Source organism: Nonomuraea sp. NPDC049504 (assembly GCF_040676845.1).
Taxonomy (GTDB): Bacteria; Actinomycetota; Actinomycetes; order Streptosporangiales; family Streptosporangiaceae; genus Nonomuraea; species Nonomuraea salmonea.
This window is the reverse complement of the sequence record NZ_JBFAPT010000039.1, coordinates 56,219-76,376: the sequence shown is the minus strand read 5'-3', so window position 1 is coordinate 76,376 and position 20,158 is coordinate 56,219. Positions and strand designations below refer to the sequence as shown.

Here is a 20,158-nt window from a genome sequence, read left to right as displayed (position 1 = left end):
TCGACCAGGAGGGACACGAACCAGCGTCCCGCGCTGTCGCGGGAGACGGTGACCGTGGACGGCCGCGCACCCTCCGGCAGCGGACGCGACCACACAATGGCCAGCGGCGTGTCCATCTTCGCCAGCCACAACCGGCCCTCACGCCAGCGGAACGCCGAGCGGGTGTACTCCGCCGACGCCCGGGACCTCTTCCGGGACTTGAACACCGGGTATTTGGCGCGCCTGGCGAAGAAGTTCGCGAACGCCGCCTGAAGATGCCGCAACGCCTGCTGCAGAGGAACCGACGACACCTCCGACAGGAAGTCATAGTCGCCGCTGCGCTTCCACTCCGTCAGGCGCGCGGAGGACTCCACATAGGAGACACGGCGGCCTTCCAGCCGGTAGGCGCGGGTGCGCTCCTCGAGCGCCTTGTTGTAAACGAGACGGACGCAACCGAACGTCCGGGCAAGCTCGCCGGCCTGCTCAGGAGTCGGATAGAAGCGGTACTTGTAGGCCCGCTTCACGATCTGCGCCACGCCCCACATACTCCCACGATCAACCAAAGATCGCGCGTGTGTTCGATACACCGGTTCACCTGACAGCGAACCGGCTGCCCCTGTCCTGCCCCGCAGGAGTCCGATTCCTCCCCCGCCTGAAGGCGGGGGTATCCACGGAGGTATCTGATGACGGAGCGCGGGGCGGCCTCTGACGAGAAGATCCTCGCGGCCGCGAAGGAGCTCTTCCTGGCCGACCGCTACGCCGGCGTCACGCTGGAGCGGGTCGCCGAGCGGGCCGGGGTTTCGCGCCAGACCGTCTACAACCGCTTCGGCGCCAAGGAGAAGGTCTTCCGCGAGATGGTCCGCCGTCACTGGGAGGCCTTCGACGCCCCTGACCGCCGGGAGTGGACGTCCGGGGCGAGCGCCGCCGATGTGCTGCGGAGGTTCGCCAGGTCGCTGCAGCGCTTCGCCACCGAGACCGACCAGATCCGCTTCGCCCGGCTCGTGGTCACCGAGTCGGGGCGGCTGCCGTGGATCGCGGAGGAGTTCTACCGCATGGGCAAGGGGCCGGTCGCCGCGGCGTTCGTCACCTGCCTGGACGATCTGGTGGCGCGCGGCCTGCTGCGGTGCGCGGACACGCGGCTCGCGGCGCGCCAGTTCATGGGGCTGGTGCAGGAGTTCCTGGTGTGGCCGCGGGTGATGGCGTTCGAGGAGGAGGTCGCCGAGCAGCCCGACGCCGAGACGGTGATCGAGGAAGCCGTCGGTACGTTCCTCGCCCGCTACGATGCCTGAGGAGCAACCCGTGCACAACATCGTCCTCGGTGACGTCGAGATCAGCCGCGTCATCGAGTGGTCAGGCCCGATCCGTACCGCCCGGTTCATCATCCCGGACAGCGACGAGGAGACCTGGCGGCGCAACCAGGACTGGCTGGCGCCCGACTTCTGGACGCCCGCCGACGACGCCTACCGCTGCCACATCCAGACCTGGGTGCTGCGCAGCGAGGGCAAGATCGTCCTGGTGGACACCGGGGTCGGCAACGGCAGGGAGCGCCCGCAGGTCCCGGCGTTCGCGGGGCTGCGGACCGGCTATCTCGACCGGCTGCGCGCGGCCGGCGTCGCGCCGGAGGACGTGGACGTCGTCGTCAACACGCACATCCACTACGACCACGTCGGCTGGAACACCGACGCGCGCGACGGCGAGTGGGTGCCCACGTTTCCCAACGCGACATACCTGATCCCGCGCGTCGACAACGTCTACTTCGACCCGGCCAACGCCCACCTGCGCCGGACGCCGCGCGACGAGCACGAGCGGCTGCGCTGGGAGGGCGGCAAGCTGGTGTTCGACGACAGCGTCGCGCCCATCCACCGGGCCGGGCAGGCGGTGCTCTGGGAGGGCGGCCACCGCATCGACGGCAACCTGCTGCTGGAGCCCGCGCCGGGGCACACCCCCGGCTCGTCCGTGCTCACCCTGCGCTCGGGCGGCGACCGCGCCGTCTTCGTGGGCGACATGCTGCACAGTCCCGTCCAGGTGCTCAACCCGCAGTGGAACAGCTGCTTCTGCGACGACCCGCCGCTCGCCGCCAAGACCCGCCGCGCCTACCTCGAGCGCGCCGCCGACCGGCACGAGCTGGTCTTCCCCGCGCACTGGCCGGGGCACGGCGCCGCCGAGGTGGGCAAGGACGGCGACGGCTTCGCCATCGTCGAGTGGGCCGCGTTCTGCCCCGAGTGACGGACGCCTCTACAGTGTCCTTCCGTGCTCTACGGAAGAACGGCGGAGGTCAGCGCGCTCGACGAGGTGATCGCGCGGGCGCGCGACGGTTCAGGCGGCGCGGTGGTCGTCCGGGGCGCGGCGGGGACGGGCAAGACCGCCCTGCTCGACGCGGCGGCCGCGCGTGGCGGCGCCATGCGGGTGCTGCGCACCACGGGCGTCGAGTCGGAGTCCGACCTCGCTTTCGCGGCGCTGCACCAGGTGCTGTGGCCGGTGATCGGGTCGCTCGGCGCGCTGCCCGAGCCGCAGCGGCTGGCCGTCGGCGCGGCCCTGGGGCTTGAGCCGGGCGGCGGCGACCGCTTCCTGGTGGGCGCCGGGGTGCTGTCGCTGCTGGCAGAGGCGGCCGCGCCCGACGGCCTGATCTGCGTGATCGACGACTTCCAGTGGATCGACCGGGCCTCGGCCGACGCGCTGCTGTTCGCCACCAGGCGGCTGGCGACGGAACGCGTCGCGATGCTGCTCGCCGTACGCGGCGACGCGCCGGTGAAGGGGGTGCCGCGGACGCTGGACGTACGGGGGCTGCCCGAGTCCGCCGCGGACGAGCTGCTGCGGGACCGTCACGCCGAGCTGTCCGCCCGCGTGCGGCGCGAGCTCGTGACGCTGACCGGCGCGAACCCGCTCGCCCTGCACGAGATCGTCGCCCGGCTGACGCCCGCGCAGCGCGCCGGGGACGAGCCGCTGCCCGACCCGCTGCCCGGTGGCGCCCGCCTCTTCGGCGACCAGGTCGCGGCCCTGTCGCCTGCTGCCAGGCTGATCGGTCTGGTCGCCGCCGTGGAGGCCGATCTCCCCCTGGTGCTGAGCGCCGCCGACCGGCTGGCGGGCGGGCAGGCGCTGGCCGAGCTGGAGGAGTCCGGGCTGGCGGAGGTGGCGGGCGCGACGGTGCGGTTCCGCCATCCGCTCGTCCGCTCCGCGATCCATGAGGCGGCCTCTCCCGCCGACGTCCGCCGGGTGCACGCCGTGCTGGCGGAGCTGGCCTCCGACGACCGCCGCGCCTGGCACCTCGCGGGCGCCGCGCTGGGCCAGGACGAGCAGGTCGCCGCCGCGCTGGTGGCCGCCGCCGACCGGGCGCGCGAGCGCGGCGGGTACGGCGCCGCCGCCATGGCGCTGGCCAGGGCCGCCGAGCTGACCCCCGAGCCGCGGGCGCGTGCCGTACGGCTGAAGGACGCCGCCGTCGCTGCCTGGCTCGGCGGACGCCCCGGCCAGGCGCAGTCGCTGCTGGCCGAGGCGCGCGAACGCGCCGGCGAGGACGTGGGGCTGGCGATGGAGGTCGCCCGGCTGCGCGGCCGGTTCGAGCTGAACTCGGGCGACGCCGCCGAGGCCGTACGCATCCTGGCGGCGGGCGACACCCTGGACATGCTGGCCGACGCCGCCGAGGCGGCCTCGTACGTCGGCGACACGGCGGCCATCATCGCGCTGGGCCGGCGGGCGGCGGCGCACCCCGAAGGATTCCTGCGCGACACGGTGGCCGGAGTCGGCCTCACGCTGGACGGCGATGCCGAGGGTCCTGGCCTGCTGCGGCGGGCGCTGTCCCACGCCGGTGAGCTGGAGGACGCGGCCGAGCACCTGTGGGCCGCGGCCGCGGCCAGCTACCTGGGCGAGAACGACCTGGCCGCCGACCTGGCCGAGCGGGCCGGGCGGGTGGCCAGGGTGTCGGGGATGAGCGGGCAGCTGCCGGTCGTGCTGGAGTTCGTCGCGACGGCGGAGCGCATCGCCGGCCGGCTGGCGCGCAGCCAGGCGCTCTCCGAGGAGGGTCTTGAGCTGGCGCGCGAGGCCGGCTACACCAACACCGTCGCCGCCCACCTCGCCAACCTGGCGGCGGTGGCGGCGCTGCGGGGCGAGGAGGAGGACTGCGAGCGGCAGGCCCGCGCGGCGCTGGCGATCGCGATCCCGCACCGGGTGGGGATGCGCGCGGGGCTGGCGTCGTACGCGCTGGCGCTGCTCGACCTGTGCCTCGGCCGGTACGCGGCGGCGCACGACCGCTTCCACGCCGTCGTCACGGCGGGGCCGGGAGCCGGGCATCCCACCGTCGTGTCGCGGTCCACCCCTGATCGGATCGAGGCCGCCGTGGGCGCGGGTGACGAGGAGGGCGCGCGGGCGACGCTGGCCGCGTACGAGCGGTGGTCGGCGAACGCCGGCACGCCCGAGTCGCACGCCCTGCTGGCCCGCTGCCGCGGCCTGGTCGAGGGGTCGTCCGACGCCTTCGCCGAGGCGCTGCGGCTGCACACCAACCCGTTCGAGTCGGCCAGGACGGCGCTGCTGCTGGGCGAGCGGCTGCGCAGGTCGCAGCGGCCCGGCGAGGCGCGGGCTCAGCTGCGGGCGGCGTGGGAGACCTTCGAGCAGGCGGGCGCGCGGCCGTGGGCGCGGCGGGCGCAGGAGGAGCTGCGGGCGGCCGGCGAGAGCGGGCAGGCCCCGCCCTCCGACGTGCTCGACGTGCTGACGCCGCAGGAGCTGCGCATCGCGGGCCTGGCCGCCGACGGGTTGTCCAGCAAGGAGATCGCCGCCCGGCTCTTCCTCAGCCCGCGTACGGTCGAGTACCACCTGTACAAGATGTATCCGAAGCTGGGCATCAGCTCGCGTACTGACCTCGCGCGGCTGGTAGTCCTACGGAAGGCACCCGTGACCGGCGACGGCAAGCTGTGAGTCATGCAGAACGTGAACATCGGGAGTGAAGAGTTCGGCGCCGCCGCCGACGAGCCGATCCTGCTGATCAGCAGCCATGAACCGGCCAAGCCGGGGCACGGCGCGATCATCGCCGAGCAGATCCCCGACGCGCGCCTGATGATCGTGCAGGGCATGGGCCACACCCTGCCGCCCGAGGTGCACGAGGAGCCGGCCACCGCCATCCTCACGCACACGGCCGGGTGACGCGCGTGCGGGGCTCGGTTCCGGCCGCCGCGAGTGGAGGGCGGCCGGAACCGGCCGCGTCAGGCGCGCGGGCCGAGGAACAGGCCGCCGCTGGCGTCGATGACCTGGCCGGTGATCCAGCGGGCGGCGTCGGAGGCGAGGAACGCGACCACGTCCGCCACGTCGCCGGCGTCACCGAGGCGGCCGAGCGCCGTCGATCCCGCGATGACGTCGGCCAGGCCGGGCGCCTCGAAGACGGCGCCGTTGGCGAGCGTCCTGGTGGCGCCGGGGGCGACCGCGTTCACCGTGATGCCCCTGGCGCCGAGCTCGTTGGCCAGGGTCAGGCTCATCGTCTCGATCGCGCCCTTGGTCATGGCGAAGGACGTCTGCGCCGGGTTCGCCATGCGGGTCGCGACGGACGAGACGGTGACGATGCGTCCGCCGTCGCGCAGCAGCGGCAGCGCCCGCTGGACGATGAAGTACGGCGCCCGCACGTTCACCGCGAAGAGGTGGTCGAACTCGGCCCTGGTCGTGATGCCGAGGGGCCCGGCGGGCTGGGCCGCCGCGTTGTTGACCACGATGTCGAGCGGCCGCCCCGCCAGACCCTTCTCCACGCCTTCGAAGAGCGTCTCGACGTCGCCGTCCACCCCTAGCTCCGCCTGGACGGCCAGCGCGGTCCCGCCCGCGCGCCCGATCGCGCCGACCGTCGCCGCCGCGCCGTCCGCGTCCCTGCCGTAGTGCACGAGCACCGTCGCTCCCCCGGCCGCCAGCCGGGTCGCGATCGCCTGGCCGATGCCGCGCGACGCGCCGGTCACCAGAGCCGTCCTGCCGGTCAGATCATTCATGTCCGCCCCAAAGTGGTAGTGACTATCACGGTGGTAGTCTCTATCACGTGTCAGCACAACACTCAACCCTCCGGGCCCGCCGCCGGGCCCAGACACAGCGCACGATCCAGGCTCACGCGATCCGGCTGTTCAGCGAGCGCGGCTACGACGCGACGACCATGAACGACGTCGCCGAGGCGGCAGGGGTCTCGCCCATGACCCTCTATCGGCACTTCCCGACCAAGGAGGACCTCGTCCTGATCGACCAGCACGGCGAGCTGATCGCCGAGCGGATCGCCGCGTCGCCCCCCGGGCAACCCCTGGCCCGCCGCATCGGCGGCGCGCTCGTCGCCGCGGCCGCCGCCCTGGCCGGCGACGACGTGCCGGCGGAGCGGCGGACCCTGCTCGTCCGCCTCCAGCTCATGATCTCCACGCCCGCGCTGCGCGCCAGGCACCTGGACAACCAGTACGCGCTCCAGCGGGCCATCATCGACGCCCTGGGCGACGAGGCCGCCAGCCCCGACCAGGCGTTCCAGGCGCAGGCGGCGGCCGGCGCCTGCCTGGCCGCCCTGCACACGGCGCTGGTGCGCTGGGCCGAGGACGAAGGCCGCGCCGACCTGCCCGCCCTCATCGCCAAGGCGCTCGCGGCCGTCTTCGGCGACGACACCATCGGCCGCCCCGCCCCATAGTCCCGGCGGCCTACCGGCGGTCCCCAGGGCGCAGGAGAGGGTGAGACCGGGCTACGCCGGTCACTTCTGGATCAGGGACGCCGGTGTTTCTCGTACGCGTCGATGGCCTGGCCGAGCCGGGCCAGGCGCTCGGTGAACCAGACGTCCCCGCCCGGCGGGCGGCCGGGGTCGACGTACTGAGAACCGAGGTTGGAGAAGAGGGCGACGACGTAGCTGCGCCCGCCCTTCCCCGGCAGCGCCCTGACGATGCCGGCGTCGGCCGCGGCGTTGCTCCACCAGCCGTTCTTGTGGGCGAACGTCACCTCGGCCGCCCTGTCGCACGGCCGCACGTCGTGGCCGTAGGCGACGTCCTGGCCCGGCACCGTCACGCTGCCGTCGGCACCGGTCCAGCGCGGCGGCGTGCGCTGCGGGATGCCCTGCGCGGGATAGGCGGCGCCGCACCAGTTGGTGGTCGACAGGGTGACGTTCATGGCCTGGTCGCGCAGCCTGCTGAGGAGGAACTCCCTGGAGGCGCGGCTGAGGACGCCGGCGCTCACCCTGACACCGCCCGGTGTCGTCCAGAGGGTGCCCTTGCCGCCGTTGATCAGCATGAGCAGCTTGGCCGTGTCGAGTGAGGTCATGGTGATCGGGTTGTCCCAGCGCCCGCCGTGGGCCGGGTTCGTCCCCTTGAGCTGGAGCGTCTCCAGCCCCAGGTCCTGGAAGGTCCGGTTGAGGCCGTCGATCGCGTCCCGGTCGTGCAGCATCTTGATCAGCGCGCAGGAGGCGGGGTTGGACGACCAGGTGAGCGAGGCGTCGAGGTAGGCGCGGATCGTGTCCGCGCCGGGCGGGCCGCACATCGAGCTGCCGGCCGCCGGCTCGTAGGCGTAGGTGTCGTCCAGCGAGATCGCTCCCCGGTCCACGAGACGCAGCACGCCGAAGGCCACCATCAGCTTCAGCACGGACGCCGGGTAGGGGGACATGAAGTCGATGGGGGCGTGCTCGCGCCCCGGCACCACGTCGATGGTGCCTTGGGCGTGGTCGGCGTACCAGCCGGCGTCGTCCCACTGCCGCCAGCGCACGGCGGTGGTGTGCAGGTCGCGGTCCACCGGCACGATCACGCCGTCGGGGTGGTGCGGGCTCATCAGCACGGTGCCGGAGGAGACCGGGCGACCAGCCGCGTTCAGCTCGATGACGGTGAGGTCGATCTGCGGCTGCTGGGTGATCGGGGCGGCGCCGCGTGAGTCCCGTGGCGGCGGGGCGGCCGCCGGCTTGCCGGCACCGCGCCGCCGCAGCGCGTCCAGCCGGGCCGGGGACGTCGGCGGATCGGTGTCCAGGACCTGCTCGAACCGTAACCGGTCGAGCGTCCGCCGCAGATGGTGGGCGAGTGCGCCGCCGGTGTCCGCGGCGACCGCCTCAGGGGTGAGGAAGCCGCTCAGCAGGACGGCGGCCGTGGTGAGACCGGCGATGCTCCTACGGGATCTTGTGGTGGTCACTCTCGCACTGTAGGTGAGCGATTCTCGCTTGTGGCCGCCGCGGGCGTTGGCGTATTGACGACAACCTGTTCGTTCCGTCAGGCCGCTTCTAGCCTCGTCTCGAGACGTCCTCCCGCCTGACGAGAAGGGCCTGCCGTGACGGAACTGGCGATCATCGGGTACGGCAACGCCGGGCGCCAGCACCTCGCCGCCGCCGGCGCGATGGCGGGGGTCACGGTGGCCCGCGTGGTCGACACCGACCCGGCCGCCACCCGAGGGATCGGGGCGCCGGTGGGGAGCGTGGAGAGCGTGCTGGCGGACGAGCGGATCGAGGTCGTCGCGGTGTGCCTGCCGCCTGGCCCCCGGGGCGCAGTGGTCAGTGCGTGCCAGTCCGCCGGCAAGCACGTGATCGTGGAGAAGCCGCCTGCGCGGACCGGCGCCGAGCTGGAGTTCCTGCTGGCGAACGGGGCGGCGGCCGGGGTTCTGAGCGCGGTGATGTTCCAGCACCGGTTCGCGCTTCCCCCGGTGCTGCGTTCCGGCACGCCGGAGCGCTTCGCGGGCGCCGCTGCCACGCTCATGGTCTCCCGTCACCGGCCGCCCGCCCACTACGCGTCGCCGGGCTGGCGTTCCCTGCCGGACGAGGCGGCCGGCGGCGTGGTGGCGCACCTCGGCGTCCACTACCTCGATCTCGCCTGCCAGCTCCTCGGCACCCCGGTCGAGGTCAGGCTCGCGCATCGGGAGGACGCCGCCCCCTCGATCGACGTGCGGCTGTCCTGCTCCGTCGGCTTCGCCAACGGCGCCGAGCTGACCGCGATGATCACGAGCAGGTCCGCGCTCAGGCTGGAGCACCTGACCGTGGCCGGCGCCGGAGACTGGTTCGAGCTGAGGGACGGGGCGGCCCACGGCGAGGTGGACGGTGTGCGCATCGCCGAGCCCCGGCGCGCGGCGGGCGAGCTGCGCGGCCAGGTGTACCGGGAGGTGCTGGCGGCGGTACGCGGCGAAGGACCGCTGGACCTCGCCGCGCTCGGCCGCAGCCGGGGTGTGACCGCGCTTCTGGACGGCGTCCGCGCCCAGCCGTCCCTGCCCGCCGCGCGGATCGGTGACCGATGAACGGCCGCCGCCTGGGGTTGAGCTCGGGCTCCCTGCCGGACGCCGGAGCGGCGGAACTCGCCGCCGCCACGGCGCTCGCCGGCGGCGGCACCGTCGATCTGCGCGCGGGCAAGGGCCACGCCTGGGAGCGGGACGGCATCGCCCGCGGCATCCGCCAGGTGACCGCCGCGGGCGTCGAGGTCGCCTTCGTCGGGTGCGGCGCGCGGGCAGGGCGAACCAAGGTCGGGTGCGGCGCGCGGGCCGGGGAGACCGAGGCCGGATGCGGCGGGCGGGGCGGGGACGTCGGCCTCGAGCTGCCGGTCACCGGCCATCCGGTCAAGGTGTTCTGCGTGCCGGAGCCGGACCCCGCGACCCTGGCCGGGCAGGTACGCGCGGCCGCCGACCAGGGAGTGGCGCTGTGGGTGGAGACGCATCAGGGCGGACCCTCGTGCCGCCGGCTCGCCCAGCTCGCCGAGGTGACCGGCATCGGCGTCGTGGTGGACCTGCTGGGCGTGGCCGCGACCGGCGGCGCGGACGCGGCCACGCTGGCCCGGCTCGCGCCGCACGTCCGCGCCGTCCAGGTCAAGGGCTTCCGCAGGGACGCCGCGGGCGCGTACCGCCACAGGGCGTTGCGGGCCGCCGACCTCGAACCGGTGGAGGCCCTGCTGTCGTCCGGGGCTCCGATCCGCGCGATCACGGTCGAGAGCCGGGCCGGCACGGCCGTGGACGACCTCAGGATGCTCGCGAAGTGGGAGGCAAGGTGAAGCTCGCCGTCATCGGGGACGAGATCTCGCAGGACCACGCGGTGGTCACGGAGACGGCGGCGCGGCTCGGCTTCGACGGGGTCGAGATCCGCTCCGTCGCGCAGTGCCCGCCGCACCTCCTGGACGACGACGCGCTGGCCGGCATCAGGCGGACGCTGCTGAACGCCGGCCTCGCCGTCGCCGGGTTCGCCCCTCCGGTCTTCAAGCAGGACCTGCCCGCCACGGATCGGGAGCTGGCGGCGGCCGAGCGCGTCCTGCTCAGGGCCGTCGAGCAGGCCGGTCTGCTCGGCGCGCCGCACGTACGGATCTTCAGCTTCTACCGGGACGGCGATCCCGATCCGGCCGCCGCCGCGGCGGTGGCGGGCGAACTGCTCGCGGCCTTGCCCCCGGACGTCAGGCTGCTGGTCGAGACGGGCACCAGGACCAACACGCCGACGATCGCGCACACCATGGACTTCCTCGACCGGCTCGGCCGCGCGGGCACGGGGGTCCTATGGGATCCGGGGAACATCGTGTTCAGCGGCTGGGGCGGCGACCCGGCTCGGGACTACCAGCGGGCCCGTGCGCTGATCGGGCACGTGCACGTGAAGGACCCGGACGGGACGCGCCGCTACGTCCGCCTCGGCGACGGCGACGTCGACTGGCCCGCGATCCTGCGCCGGCTCGCCGAGGACGGGTACGCGGGCTACCTGAGCCTGGAGACCCACTGGCGGCGCTCGAAGGAGCTGACCCCGCACGAGCGGGACCACCCGTGGGGCGAGGCGTTCTCCGCCGGCGGCTTCCCCGCCAGCGTGGAGTGCATGGAGGTGCTGCGGTCCTGGCGCGACGGGCTCGGCTCGGTGCACGATGCCGGCTGAGCCGCCCGTCCTCCTCTTCGGCGCGCAGCGCTCGGGCACCACCGCGCTCGCGACCGTGCTGCACGGCGCTTTCCGCGCGGCGGGCGGGATCTTCACGATCAACGGCAAGCTGCCGTACCTGCTGCACCGCTGGTGCACCCAGGCCGACGTGGACGGCCGGCACCTGCGGGCCGACGAGATCCTGCACGCGCTGGACCGCAAGCCGCCCTACCTGCCGCCCGACGGCTGGCGGGAGCGGGTGGAGACGGTCGTGCGCGCGGCGGCGGCCAGGGTCGCGGAAGGGGCGGTCACCGACGCGGCGGAGCTGCGCAGGCAGATCATCGCGGCCGGCTACGCGGGCGCCACCCGGTGGGGCGAGAAGTACAACGAGTACCTGCTGGAGCTCGACGCGCTCGCCGCCGGCGCCCCGGGCGCGCGATGGGTGCTGCTGATCCGCCACCCGGCGGCGGTGGCGGAGTCGACGTTGCGCTGGGGCGGCGACCGCCCGTGGCGACCGGGCAGGCGGGAGGGCGTCCTGCGCAAGTGGGTGGCCTGGCACGAGGGCTGGCTGCGCCACCCTCGCTCCGGTGACTGCCTGGTGCTGGAGTACGACCGGCTCTGCCGGGGACCCGACCTGCGGCGGCTGGCCCAGGTCATCGGCCTCGACCTCGCGCCGTACGCCCGCGACCTGGTGGCCAGACCCGGCCCGCCGGATGGGGTGCCGGACGACGTCGAACGGGTGTGGCAGGCCCTGTTGGATCGCCGAGCCGCAGGAAATGGAAGAAGATGATCGCGCGAACTCCGTCCGTTCCCCTGACAGGAGCCCTTCATGACGACACCGGGTCTTCCCTACGACACCACGGAGGCCACCTCCGACCACGGCCTCGGCCTGCACCACGTGCAGCTGGCCATCCCTCCGGGCAGCGAGGACGAGTGCCGCCGCTTCTACGTGGACGTGCTCGGCATGACCGAGCTGCGCAAGCCGCCGGTCCTCGCGGCGCGCGGCGGCCTGTGGGTGCGCGCCGACCTGCTGGAGATCCACCTGGGGGTCGAGCAGGACTTCCGCCCGGCCCGCAAGGCTCATCCCGGCATCCTGGTCAAGGACCTCGACGGCCTGGCCAAGCGGCTGGAGGACCACGGCGTCGAGATCACCTGGGACGACAACTTCCCTGGTCACCGCCGGTTCTACGCCTTCGACAACCTGGGCAACAGGCTGGAGTTCCTGAGCCCGCAAGACTGATCCGCCTGGGAGGCGAGTCGTGCTGACGCTGAGCGACGTCGTGCTGACCTTGGGCACGGCGGGCAACGAACGGGTCCTGTTACGGGGTGCGGATCTCAGCGTCGCGGGCGGTGACACCGTCCTGCTGACCGGGCTCGACGCTCCCGCCCGGCGGGCGATGGCCGACCTGCTGGCCGGGCGGATCCGGCCGGCGTACGGCAGCGTGACGCTGGAGCGCGGCGACGCGGGCCGGACGGTGCTCGACGCGGGCGACGAGCCTTCCGACGGGATCTGGCAGGACCTCGGCGGCGCGAGCCCGCCGCGCGCCGTCGTCGTGCTCGCGGGACGGCGTCCTGCGGGCTGGCCCGACCGGTACCGCTGCCTGGAGCTGCGCGGCGGCCGGTTCGTGCCGGGCCGGGCGGGGGCGACCGTCCGCGTTCCGCTCGCCCTGCTGGAGCAGCGCATCCGGCAGGCGCTCACCGAGGCGGGCGCTCCTCCGGCGGCCTCGGCGTCGGTCGCACGGGTCCTGGTGGACGCCGAATGCCGGGGCCACCGCTCGCACGGCGTCGCCCTGCTGCCCACCTATCTCCGGCGGATCAGCGCGGGCGGGATCGTGGCGGGGGCCAGGCCCGCGCTCACCGAGGTGACCGGGTCGCTGGCCGTCGTGGACGCCGGCGGCGGCTTCGGCCAGCCGGCCATGGACGTGGCGGCCGAGTGGTGCGCCGCCGCCGCCGCGGCCACCGGCGTCGCCGCCGTGGCGGTGCACAACAACAACCACGTGGGCATGCTGGCCGCCTACCGGTGGCCGTTCCAGCGGGACGACGTGGTCGGGCTGCTGATGAACACGTCGGGTCCGTCGGTGTCCGCGCCGGGGGCGGCCTACCCCACGCTGGGCAGCAACGCGCTCTGCCTGGTCACCCCGGGCGCGGCCGGCGAGCCGTTCTGCATCGACCTGGCCACCGGTGTCGTGGCGGCGGGCAAGATCAGGGACGCCGCCAACCTCGGCGTCCCCGTGCCCGAGGCATGGCTGCGCGACGCCGCGGGCCGGCCCACCACGGACCCGGACGAACTGGACAGGGGCGGCTCGATCCCGCTCTTCGGCGGTTACAAGGGGCTGTGCGTCACGCTGATCGTGGAGATCCTCGCGGGGGCGCTCGCGGGCGGGCGGGTCAGCCCCGATGTGGCCAAGCAGCGCAAGCTTCCTGACACGGTCATGGGCTGCGGCCAGCTGCTCATCGGCGTCTCCGCCGCCCACGTCTCAGGACGGGAGCCGCCGCACGCGTTCCTCGGCACCCTGCGGGAGGCGGTACGCGCCGGCTACGACGAACCGCCGCCCCGGCCGTGGTTCCCCGACCAGGTGGAGGAGGACACGGCGGCCGACGTCAGGCGGCACGGCGCCCCCGTCCCCGTCACCGTGCTCAGGGAGCTGGGATGGCCGGCCGGCGACTGAACCCCGCGCTGGGCAGTGCGCCCGGCTGGCCTCTGGTGCTGTACTTCCACCACGTCAACGCCGCGGTCGACCACTACACCGCGATCTCGCCCGACGGCTTCCGCAGGGCGCTCGATCTCGTCCTGACCGGCTTCGGGCCAGCCGTCGAACCCGCGCTCGTCACGCCGCGCTTCGCGCCGCCGCCCGAGCCGGCCGTGCTCATCACGTTCGACGACGGCTACCGCGACGTGCTCACGCAGGCGGTGCCGTTGCTGGCCGAGTTCGACGTACGGATCCTGCTGTTCTGCGTCACGGACCGCATGGCGGACATGGACCGCCCGGCCCCCTCCACGCCCCGCGAGGATTTCCTGACCTGGTCCGACGTCGCCGTGCTGACCCGCATGGGACACGTGGCCGGGGCGCACACCCGGTCGCATGTCAGGCTGTCCGAGCTGACGGCCGCCCGCGCGCGGGACGAGGTCGGCGGCTCACTGGCCGACACGCGGCGCATGACGGGCGCCGCGCCGGCCGCCTTCGCCTACCCGTACGGCGACGTCCCCGCCGTCGATCCGGTGCCCGGCGACGTGCTGGGCTTCGGCACGGTGCGCTCGGCCCCGCTCCCCTGGCTCCAGGCACCGCACCACATCCGGCGCACCTACCTCCCCTCGGGTGAGGAGGACAGGTGGCCGGAGCTCGTGACCCGATGGAGGCGGCAATGGTTCGCATCTCAGTGATCATCCCGACCCGTGACAGGGCGGGTGATCTCGCACGCTGCCTCGAGGCCCTCGCGGAGTGCGCGCAGGACGGCCTGCTGCCCGCGTCGGGAGGAAAGCTGCACGAGGTCATCGTCGTGGACGACGCGTCCGCCGTCGCGGGCGTGCACGACGCGCGGCTGCCGATCCTGGCGCTGCGGAACGAGCGCAGGGCCGGCGCCGCGCTGAGCAGGACGGTCGCGGCGGCCCGGGCGAGCGGGGACGTGCTCGCCTTCCTCGACGACGACGCGGTGCCGCGCGGCGACTGGCTCGCCGTCGTCGCCCGTCACCTGCGGGGCGCGCGGGTCGCGATCACCGGCCGGGTCCTCCCCTTCGACGGCGGACTGCTGTCACGGGCCAGGCAGGCCCGCCACGACGCCCGGTACGCCGGGCTCGAAGCGGGGACGCCCGTCGGCTTCTTCGCCGGAGGCAACAGCGCGGTGCTGGCCGAGGTGTTCCGCGAGGTGAACGGGTTCACCAGGTTCACGACCGGCGGCGACAACAGTCTCGCCGAGGCGCTGGCCGCCCGGGGCACGCCCGTGTGCTTCGAGCCTGATCTGGTGATCGCGCACCGCAACGGGAAGGGGTTGTGGCGGGCGTGCGCGGACGCGTGGTCGGCCGGCGCGCACCACCCCGTACGGCTCACTCCCCTGGACGCGGCGCGGATGGCGGCGAGCGCGGGCGTGGGCGCCGGCGGCGCGGTCAGGACGGTCAACAGGATGCTGGGGGCGCTGCACGCGACGGGCCGTGCCGTGCCGAGGGGCGCGGCGGGCGCCACGGGGGCCGCGCGCCGTCGAACCTGGCCTGGACCTGCTCGGCCTCGCTGACGCGATGCTGCCGGCGGTAGAGGGCGAGCGCGCGCCGCCAGGCGACCCTGGCGTGACAGGACTCGCCCAGCGCCGCGTAGGAGTCGCCGATCCTGACCAGCGAGTCGGGCTCCTGCCCGACGTTGCCGATCATGCGCCGCTTCCTGATGGCGGAGGTGTAGTAGCCGATGGCCTCCCGGTAGCGGCCCATCTGATGGACGATGTAGCCCATGCTGTCCAGGGCGGCGGCCTCGCCGTCGGGGTCGTCGCCGCCGCGGAACAACCACAGGGCCCGCTCCGCGTGCGGCAGCGCCAGGTCATACCTGAGCAGTTGCGACAGGCACCAGGCCATGCTGTTGAGCGCGTTGGCCTCCCCGTTGACGTTGCCGAGCGTCCTCGACATCGCCAGGGCCCGCCTGGCGTGGTGCAGCGCCGGCTCGTGCTCCTTCCAGCGGGACATCACCAGGCCGATCGACTGGTGCACCTGGGCCTGGCACTCGGCCGCGCCCGCCCGGGCGAACAGGGCGACGGCCGTGCGGAGCAGGCCGAGGACGCCGTCCCGCTCCCCGAAGATCGCCCGGGACAGGCCGAGCCGCCAGCGCGCCGCAGCGCGGGGCAGCGGCTCGCCCAGCCGATCCACCGCCCGCGTGGCGACCGTCCAGATCTCGACGAGGTCCGCGAGGTGGGCCCGGCGCAGGCAATAGGCGTCCAGTGCCCACGCCAGCCGCCAGGCCGCGTCGTCCCAGGTGTGCGCCGCGGCCAGCCGGAAGGCGGCCAGCACGCCGACGTACTCGGTGTCGCACCAGGCCAGCGCCTGCCCGGCGGTCCCCATCGGCGGCGGTACGACGCCGTCACCGCAGGCGGCCGGCTCGATGTCGACCCGGTGGGGGTAGAGCAGGCGGCCGGCCGCGTAGGCGCCGCGCAGGTAGAAGCCGACCAGGCGGCGCAGGGCCGCCTCGCGCGCGTCCGCGGGGACGTCGCGGCCGGCGACCTCCATCGCGTACAGGCGGACGAGGTCGTGCATGCGGTAGCGCGCGGGGGCGTGCTGCTGGACCAGGTGGGCCGCCTCCAGCATGCGCACGACGGTGCGGGCGCGCGGGATCGGCAGGCCGAGGAGCGCGGCGATCGCCGGCAGGCCGATGCTCGGTCCTGGGGCGCAGCCCAGCAGGCCGAAGGCGCGCGCCGCGATCGGGGACAGCGCGCGATAGGAGGAGGCGAACACCGCGCGAACGCCGGCGTCTCCTGCGTCCAGGGCGTCGAGCCTGTCGGACTCCTCTTCGAGCTCCTCGGCCAGCATCGAGAGCGGGAACTCGGGGTGCGCCGTCGCCCGTGAGGCCAGGACACCGAGGGCGAGCGGCAGGCCGCCGCAGTACTCCAGCAGGGACGTGACGGTCCTCGCCTCGGTCTCGACACGCGCGGCGCCGATCCTGCGACTCAGCAGGGTGCGAGCCTCTCCTGGTGAGAGCACGTCCAGGGAGACGACGCTGGTGCCGTACGCGACCGCCAGCCCGGCCAGCCGGTGGCGGCTGGTGAGGACGACCGTGCAGGTGAGGCTGCCGGGAAGGAGCGGGGTGACCTCGGCGGCGTCGCGAACGTCGTCCAGGACGACGAGCATGCGCCGCCCCGCGATGAGCGAGCGGTACAGAGCCGCGCGGGCGTCGCCGCCCGGGGGGATGGCCGACGGCTCGACGCCCAGCGCTTCGAGGAAGTCGCGTAACACCGTGGAGGCCGGCAGGTGCTCGCCGGCCGGGCTGAAGCCGCGCAGGTTGGCGTAGAGCTGGCCGTCGGGGAAGCGGTCCAGGCTGCGGTGAGCCCAGTGCAGGGCCAGGCTGGTCTTGCCGACGCCGCCGGGGCCGACGAGGGCGACGATCAGGCCGTCGGTGCCGGCCGCCCTGTTCAGCTCGGCCAGTTCACGGGCCCTGCCCTGGAAACCCGTGGGGGCCATCGGCAACTGGCGCGGCAACTGGCGCGGCAACTGGCGCGGCAACTGGCGCGGCACGAGGACCATGGGGGCGGGGACGGGAGCCGATGACAGCAGTTCCAGGTGCCGCCTGCGCAGTTCGGGGCCTGGATCGACGCCGAGCTGCTCGGCGAGCTGGGTGCGGACGCGCTCGTACAGGTGCAGGGCCTCGGCCTGGCGTCCGCAGCGCTCCAGGACGGTCATCAGCCGAGCCGTCAGCCGCTCGTCGAAGGGGTGGGAGGCCGCCAGGGCCCGCAGGCCGGGCAGCAGTTCCTCGTATCGTCCGCCGTCAACGCGGTTGTCGGCGTACGCCAGGTACGCCATGACGCGCTCGTCCTCGAGCTGGGCGCGCGTCCGCTCCGCCCACATGCCCGGCACCCCCGTGAGCGCGTCGGCCTTCCAGAGGGCGAGCGCGCGGCGTAACAGGCTGCCCGCGCGCTCGCCGCCGGCCGCGCGCCCGTCCTTGACCAGCCGCCGGAAACGGTTCAGGTCGACCTGTTCCGGCGGGACGTCGAGCAGGTAGCCGCCGGCCCGGCGGACCAGCGCGACGCCCTCGGCCGCGGCGCCCGACGACTGCAGGACGGCACGGATGCGGGTCACGTAGCTGTAGAGGGTGCTGCGCGCCTCGCGCGGCGGGTGCTGCTCCCACAGGCGGTCGATCAGCTGCTCGGTGGGGACGGCCGACCCCGCCTCGACCAGCAGCACCGCCAGGACGCAGCGCTGACGCGGCGGGCCGAGGTCCACCCGGCGCCGACCGGCGGTCGCGCCGACCGGGCCCAGGAGCTGGAAATCCATGCATCACCTCCGCGGTTGTGCATGGACCGCCTGCCGCGCGAAACCTCCCCCGGCCACGGCTGGCTTCGCCTGGCGCGGCAGACGGCCGTTGACTCAGATCGTGAGACAAGAAAGATCTTTATGTCAAGGCGGCCGATGAAACAATCCTTCACGCCCGCGGGGGCTCAGCGCTCCGTGGAGGTGTAGCGGTGCTCGGGACGGCCGGCGCGCCCGTACTGCTGACGTTCCGTCGCCAGCCCCACGGCGTGCAGGTGCTGCAGATAGCGGCGCGCCGACGCGCGGGACAGCCCGCAGGCGACGGCCACCTCGCCCGCCGACATGTCCGTGGACGCCGCCGCCAGCGCCTGCCGGACCATCGTCAGCGTGCTCTGCGCGATCCCCTTGGGCGCCCGGTAGTCGCGCCCGCCGAGGCCGACCAGCCGGAGCGTGGACATCACGTGGTCGATGTCGCCCTGCACCAGGGACGGGTGGTCGTCCAGGGCGGCGATGGTCGAGTGCGCCTGCCAGACCGCGCGGACCGCCGCGCTCAGCACCGCCATGGTGAACGGCTTGAGCAGGTAGGACAGCGCGCCCGCGCGCAGCGCGCGCAGCACCTTGCGCCCGTCGTTGTCGGCGGTCATGACGATGACGTCCGGCTGGTAGCGGTGCGGGTGCCTGCTGCGGAGCAGGACGTCGAATCCATCCATGTCGGGCAGGCCGAGATCGAGCAGAACCAGGTCGGGCCGTTGTTCCCCGATCAGGCCGAGCGCGGTCCTGCCGTCGTAGGCCGATGTCGCCGCGGCGCCGTCCACGCGGCACAGGCGGTCGACACATGCGTGGTTGAGCGTTCTGTCGTCGTCCACCACGAGGATGTGGCGGACCTGCGGATCCCCTGTCTTGCTCATCGAGTACCTTTCGCGTTCCGGCGCCCGCGGGCCACGAGCCGCGGCGGCGATCAGCACCAATGTGCCGACCCTGGTTCGACCGGAACCTTGAAAGATCCTTGATCCGCCCCTGAGAGGGGGTCTGTCACTGCGTGCCGGCGGCGGAGGCCACCGTCCCCATCCGGCGCGAGTGCAGCACCCAACGCACGCCGGCCTTGGCGCCGCCGCCGGCGGCCAGGAAGATGCCGGCCAGGCCCAGCCAGCCGACCGGCCCCGCGGTGATGAGCAGGCCCGTGACCAGCGAAGGCCCGATCACGTCCTGGGTGGTCTCGCCGAGGTGGAAGACCGCGAGCGCCTTGCTGCGCCCCTTCTCGGGCGACAGATCGTAGGACACCTGCCAGGAGCCCGCGGAGTGCAGGTTCTCCCCTGCGGTGAACACGATCACGCCCAGCACCAGGAGCAGGGACGCGGCCACCGCGCCGAAGAAGTGGGCGCCGGCGAAGACGAGGGTGGCCGCCGCGAGGAGCACCCCGCTGGCCAGCAGCCCGCGCGCGGCCGACGTCACGTCCTTGGTCCACCGCGTCCACCACACCTGCCCGAGCGCGGTCATCACCGTGTTGACGAACGTGATGACCGCGACCATCACCGCGGGCGCCTCGGTGTGCTGGGTGATCCAGAGAGGCAGGGCCACGAACAGCAGGCTGTCGTTCAGCAGCAGCAAGCCGCTCGTCATGGCGAGCGTCAGGTACGGCACGTCGCGCAGCGGATGAACCTTGGGGCCGCCCTCCTTCTCCTGCGGGGGCAGCGGTTTCTCGTACTTCTTCAGCCGGCTGATGAGATACATCATGGGGATGAACGAGCACGCGTTTCCGAGGATCAGCAGCTGATAGGCGATCGGCGTGTCCGTCACCATCGCCACGCTGGACAGTGCCGCGCCGACCGCCAGGCCGACGTTGCGCACCGAGTGGATCAGCGCCATCGTCTGTGTGCGTTTGTGCCCCTCGAAAATGCGGCCGATAAGGGCCTGGTTGACCGGGAAGGCGACCCGGTGGCTCACCGTGACGGCTATCACGGCGAAAACGAACTGCCAGAAATTCGTGACGAATGCCAGCAGCGCGAAGAAAAGCACCCGCGTCGCATGGAGACCGACCATGAACTGCCGCGGCCCGACTCGGTCGGCCAGCGCTCCGGCCGGGACGGCGGCCAAGGTGGCGGCCAGTCCGGCGAGCGAGAGCCCGATGCCGATCTCCGCCGCGGAAAGGTGCACGACCCGCGTGTAGAAGAGCACGCCGCCGGCGAGGAAGAGGCCCGTGCCGATCGAGCCGATCGCCACCGTGCTCACCAGAATCCACGCCGCCCCGGAATCCGGAATCAGATCACGAAGAAAGGTGTTTCGCACGCCACGACCTCTCGCGCCGACGGGACTTGACCTGCCGCCGACATTACGAGGCGATGCACCGGCCCGGAATGTTCTGCTCAATAGGAGACCTGGCCCCGCCGCCCGCCCGAGCACGTTATGAGCACAAACTTCAAACGCGCCCGGCCGCCTGCCTAACGTTCGGGACGTGCGGCGCCCTCCATCGATGGCGCGGG

Annotated in this window: 19 protein-coding genes; 13 read left to right on the top strand and 6 right to left on the bottom strand. The window is 73.6% G+C overall.

Annotated features, from left to right (window positions below; genetic code table 11):
• Positions 1–515 (bottom strand): transposase (locus AB0K28_RS45880; RefSeq protein WP_364383326.1); only part of this gene is annotated, 515 nt, incomplete at its 3' end.
• A 147-nt stretch (positions 516–662) separates the two neighbouring features.
• On the opposite strand from AB0K28_RS45880, the gene AB0K28_RS45875 reads away from it, so the two are divergent.
• The 4 genes from AB0K28_RS45875 to AB0K28_RS45860 are packed head-to-tail and all read left to right on the top strand — an operon-like array spanning position 663 to position 5,109.
• The gene (locus tag AB0K28_RS45875; RefSeq protein ID WP_364383323.1) at positions 663–1,268 is read left to right on the top strand and encodes a TetR/AcrR family transcriptional regulator; all 606 of its coding nucleotides are present in this window, start codon (positions 663–665) and stop codon (positions 1,266–1,268) included.
• A 10-nt stretch (positions 1,269–1,278) separates the two neighbouring features.
• On the top strand, positions 1,279–2,205 hold the full coding sequence (locus AB0K28_RS45870; RefSeq protein WP_364383320.1) for an MBL fold metallo-hydrolase: 927 nt from the start codon (positions 1,279–1,281) through the stop codon (positions 2,203–2,205).
• Positions 2,206–2,229: 24 nt separating this feature from the next.
• Positions 2,230–4,884 carry an AAA family ATPase gene (locus AB0K28_RS45865; protein ID WP_364383317.1) on the top strand — a complete coding sequence of 885 codons (2,655 nt, stop codon included), beginning with the start codon at positions 2,230–2,232 and terminating at the stop codon, positions 4,882–4,884.
• Between the two features lie 3 nt (positions 4,885–4,887).
• Positions 4,888–5,109, top strand: coding sequence for a hypothetical protein (locus tag AB0K28_RS45860; protein ID WP_364383314.1), 222 nt, complete (start codon positions 4,888–4,890; stop codon positions 5,107–5,109).
• Between the two features lie 59 nt (positions 5,110–5,168).
• On the opposite strand, the gene AB0K28_RS45855 is transcribed toward AB0K28_RS45860, so the two are convergent.
• Positions 5,169–5,933, bottom strand: a complete 765-nt coding sequence (locus AB0K28_RS45855) for an SDR family oxidoreductase (RefSeq protein WP_364383311.1) — start codon at positions 5,931–5,933, stop codon at positions 5,169–5,171.
• 47 nt (positions 5,934–5,980) lie between these two features.
• On the opposite strand from AB0K28_RS45855, the gene AB0K28_RS45850 reads away from it, so the two are divergent.
• Positions 5,981–6,601: a helix-turn-helix domain-containing protein gene (locus tag AB0K28_RS45850; RefSeq protein ID WP_364383308.1), complete on the top strand. Its 621-nt coding sequence runs from the start codon at positions 5,981–5,983 to the stop codon at positions 6,599–6,601.
• A gap of 71 nt (positions 6,602–6,672) precedes the next feature.
• Here the strand turns inward: AB0K28_RS45850 and AB0K28_RS45845 are convergent, their stop codons facing one another.
• A complete protein-coding gene (locus AB0K28_RS45845) occupies positions 6,673–8,073 on the bottom strand; it encodes a serine hydrolase (protein WP_364383305.1) in 1,401 nt (466 codons plus the stop codon).
• Positions 8,074–8,208: 135 nt separating this feature from the next.
• Between AB0K28_RS45845 and AB0K28_RS45840 the strand changes: the two genes are divergently transcribed.
• The 8 genes from AB0K28_RS45840 to AB0K28_RS45805 are packed head-to-tail and all read left to right on the top strand — an operon-like array spanning position 8,209 to position 14,968.
• Positions 8,209–9,162 carry a Gfo/Idh/MocA family oxidoreductase gene (locus tag AB0K28_RS45840; protein ID WP_364383302.1) on the top strand — a complete coding sequence of 318 codons (954 nt, stop codon included), beginning with the start codon at positions 8,209–8,211 and terminating at the stop codon, positions 9,160–9,162.
• Positions 9,159–9,905: a hypothetical protein gene (locus tag AB0K28_RS45835; protein ID WP_364383299.1), complete on the top strand. Its 747-nt coding sequence runs from the start codon at positions 9,159–9,161 to the stop codon at positions 9,903–9,905. Before AB0K28_RS45840 ends, AB0K28_RS45835 begins: the two co-directional genes overlap by 4 nt.
• Entirely contained in the window at positions 9,902–10,762 is an 861-nt protein-coding gene (locus AB0K28_RS45830) for a sugar phosphate isomerase/epimerase (protein WP_364383296.1), read from the top strand. The genes AB0K28_RS45835 and AB0K28_RS45830 overlap by 4 nt, the downstream gene beginning before the upstream one ends.
• Entirely contained in the window at positions 10,752–11,531 is a 780-nt protein-coding gene (locus AB0K28_RS45825) for a sulfotransferase (RefSeq protein WP_345409147.1), read from the top strand. The genes AB0K28_RS45830 and AB0K28_RS45825 overlap by 11 nt, the downstream gene beginning before the upstream one ends.
• 39 nt (positions 11,532–11,570) lie before the next feature.
• Positions 11,571–11,981: a VOC family protein gene (locus AB0K28_RS45820; RefSeq protein ID WP_364383292.1), complete on the top strand. Its 411-nt coding sequence runs from the start codon at positions 11,571–11,573 to the stop codon at positions 11,979–11,981.
• Positions 11,982–12,000: 19 nt separating this feature from the next.
• Positions 12,001–13,410 carry an Ldh family oxidoreductase gene (locus AB0K28_RS45815; protein WP_364383289.1) on the top strand — a complete coding sequence of 470 codons (1,410 nt, stop codon included), beginning with the start codon at positions 12,001–12,003 and terminating at the stop codon, positions 13,408–13,410.
• Entirely contained in the window at positions 13,392–14,123 is a 732-nt protein-coding gene (locus AB0K28_RS45810) for a polysaccharide deacetylase family protein (RefSeq protein WP_364383286.1), read from the top strand. The genes AB0K28_RS45815 and AB0K28_RS45810 overlap by 19 nt, the downstream gene beginning before the upstream one ends.
• Positions 14,105–14,968 carry a glycosyltransferase family 2 protein gene (locus AB0K28_RS45805; RefSeq protein WP_364383283.1) on the top strand — a complete coding sequence of 288 codons (864 nt, stop codon included), beginning with the start codon at positions 14,105–14,107 and terminating at the stop codon, positions 14,966–14,968. The genes AB0K28_RS45810 and AB0K28_RS45805 overlap by 19 nt, the downstream gene beginning before the upstream one ends.
• On the opposite strand, the gene AB0K28_RS45800 is transcribed toward AB0K28_RS45805, so the two are convergent.
• The 3 genes from AB0K28_RS45800 to AB0K28_RS45790 form a co-directional block, all read right to left on the bottom strand.
• Entirely contained in the window at positions 14,853–17,702 is a 2,850-nt protein-coding gene (locus AB0K28_RS45800; RefSeq protein ID WP_364383280.1) for a BTAD domain-containing putative transcriptional regulator, read from the bottom strand. The genes AB0K28_RS45805 and AB0K28_RS45800 overlap by 116 nt on opposite strands.
• A gap of 164 nt (positions 17,703–17,866) precedes the next feature.
• Positions 17,867–18,586, bottom strand: a complete 720-nt coding sequence (locus AB0K28_RS45795) for a response regulator (RefSeq protein WP_364383277.1) — start codon at positions 18,584–18,586, stop codon at positions 17,867–17,869.
• Between the two features lie 124 nt (positions 18,587–18,710).
• Entirely contained in the window at positions 18,711–20,078 is a 1,368-nt protein-coding gene (locus tag AB0K28_RS45790) for an MFS transporter (protein WP_364383274.1), read from the bottom strand.
• Positions 20,079–20,158: the final 80 nt, after the last annotated feature.

What these genes read in the sequence shown, in the direction of transcription:
- AB0K28_RS45855 (WP_364383311.1), bottom strand. Translation starts at nt 5,933, where the DNA reads ATGAATGATCTGACCGGCAGGACGGCTCTGGTGACCGGCGCGTCGCGC.
- AB0K28_RS45875 (WP_364383323.1), top strand. Translation starts at nt 663, where the DNA reads ATGACGGAGCGCGGGGCGGCCTCTGACGAGAAGATCCTCGCGGCCGCG.
- AB0K28_RS45820 (WP_364383292.1), top strand. Translation starts at nt 11,571, where the DNA reads ATGACGACACCGGGTCTTCCCTACGACACCACGGAGGCCACCTCCGAC.
- AB0K28_RS45835 (WP_364383299.1), top strand. Translation starts at nt 9,159, where the DNA reads ATGAACGGCCGCCGCCTGGGGTTGAGCTCGGGCTCCCTGCCGGACGCC.
- AB0K28_RS45795 (WP_364383277.1), bottom strand. Translation starts at nt 18,586, where the DNA reads ATGAGCAAGACAGGGGATCCGCAGGTCCGCCACATCCTCGTGGTGGAC.
- AB0K28_RS45810 (WP_364383286.1), top strand. Translation starts at nt 13,392, where the DNA reads ATGGCCGGCCGGCGACTGAACCCCGCGCTGGGCAGTGCGCCCGGCTGG.
- AB0K28_RS45860 (WP_364383314.1), top strand. Translation starts at nt 4,888, where the DNA reads ATGCAGAACGTGAACATCGGGAGTGAAGAGTTCGGCGCCGCCGCCGAC.
- AB0K28_RS45825 (WP_345409147.1), top strand. Translation starts at nt 10,752, where the DNA reads ATGCCGGCTGAGCCGCCCGTCCTCCTCTTCGGCGCGCAGCGCTCGGGC.
- AB0K28_RS45800 (WP_364383280.1), bottom strand. Translation starts at nt 17,702, where the DNA reads ATGGATTTCCAGCTCCTGGGCCCGGTCGGCGCGACCGCCGGTCGGCGC.
- AB0K28_RS45805 (WP_364383283.1), top strand. Translation starts at nt 14,105, where the DNA reads ATGGTTCGCATCTCAGTGATCATCCCGACCCGTGACAGGGCGGGTGAT.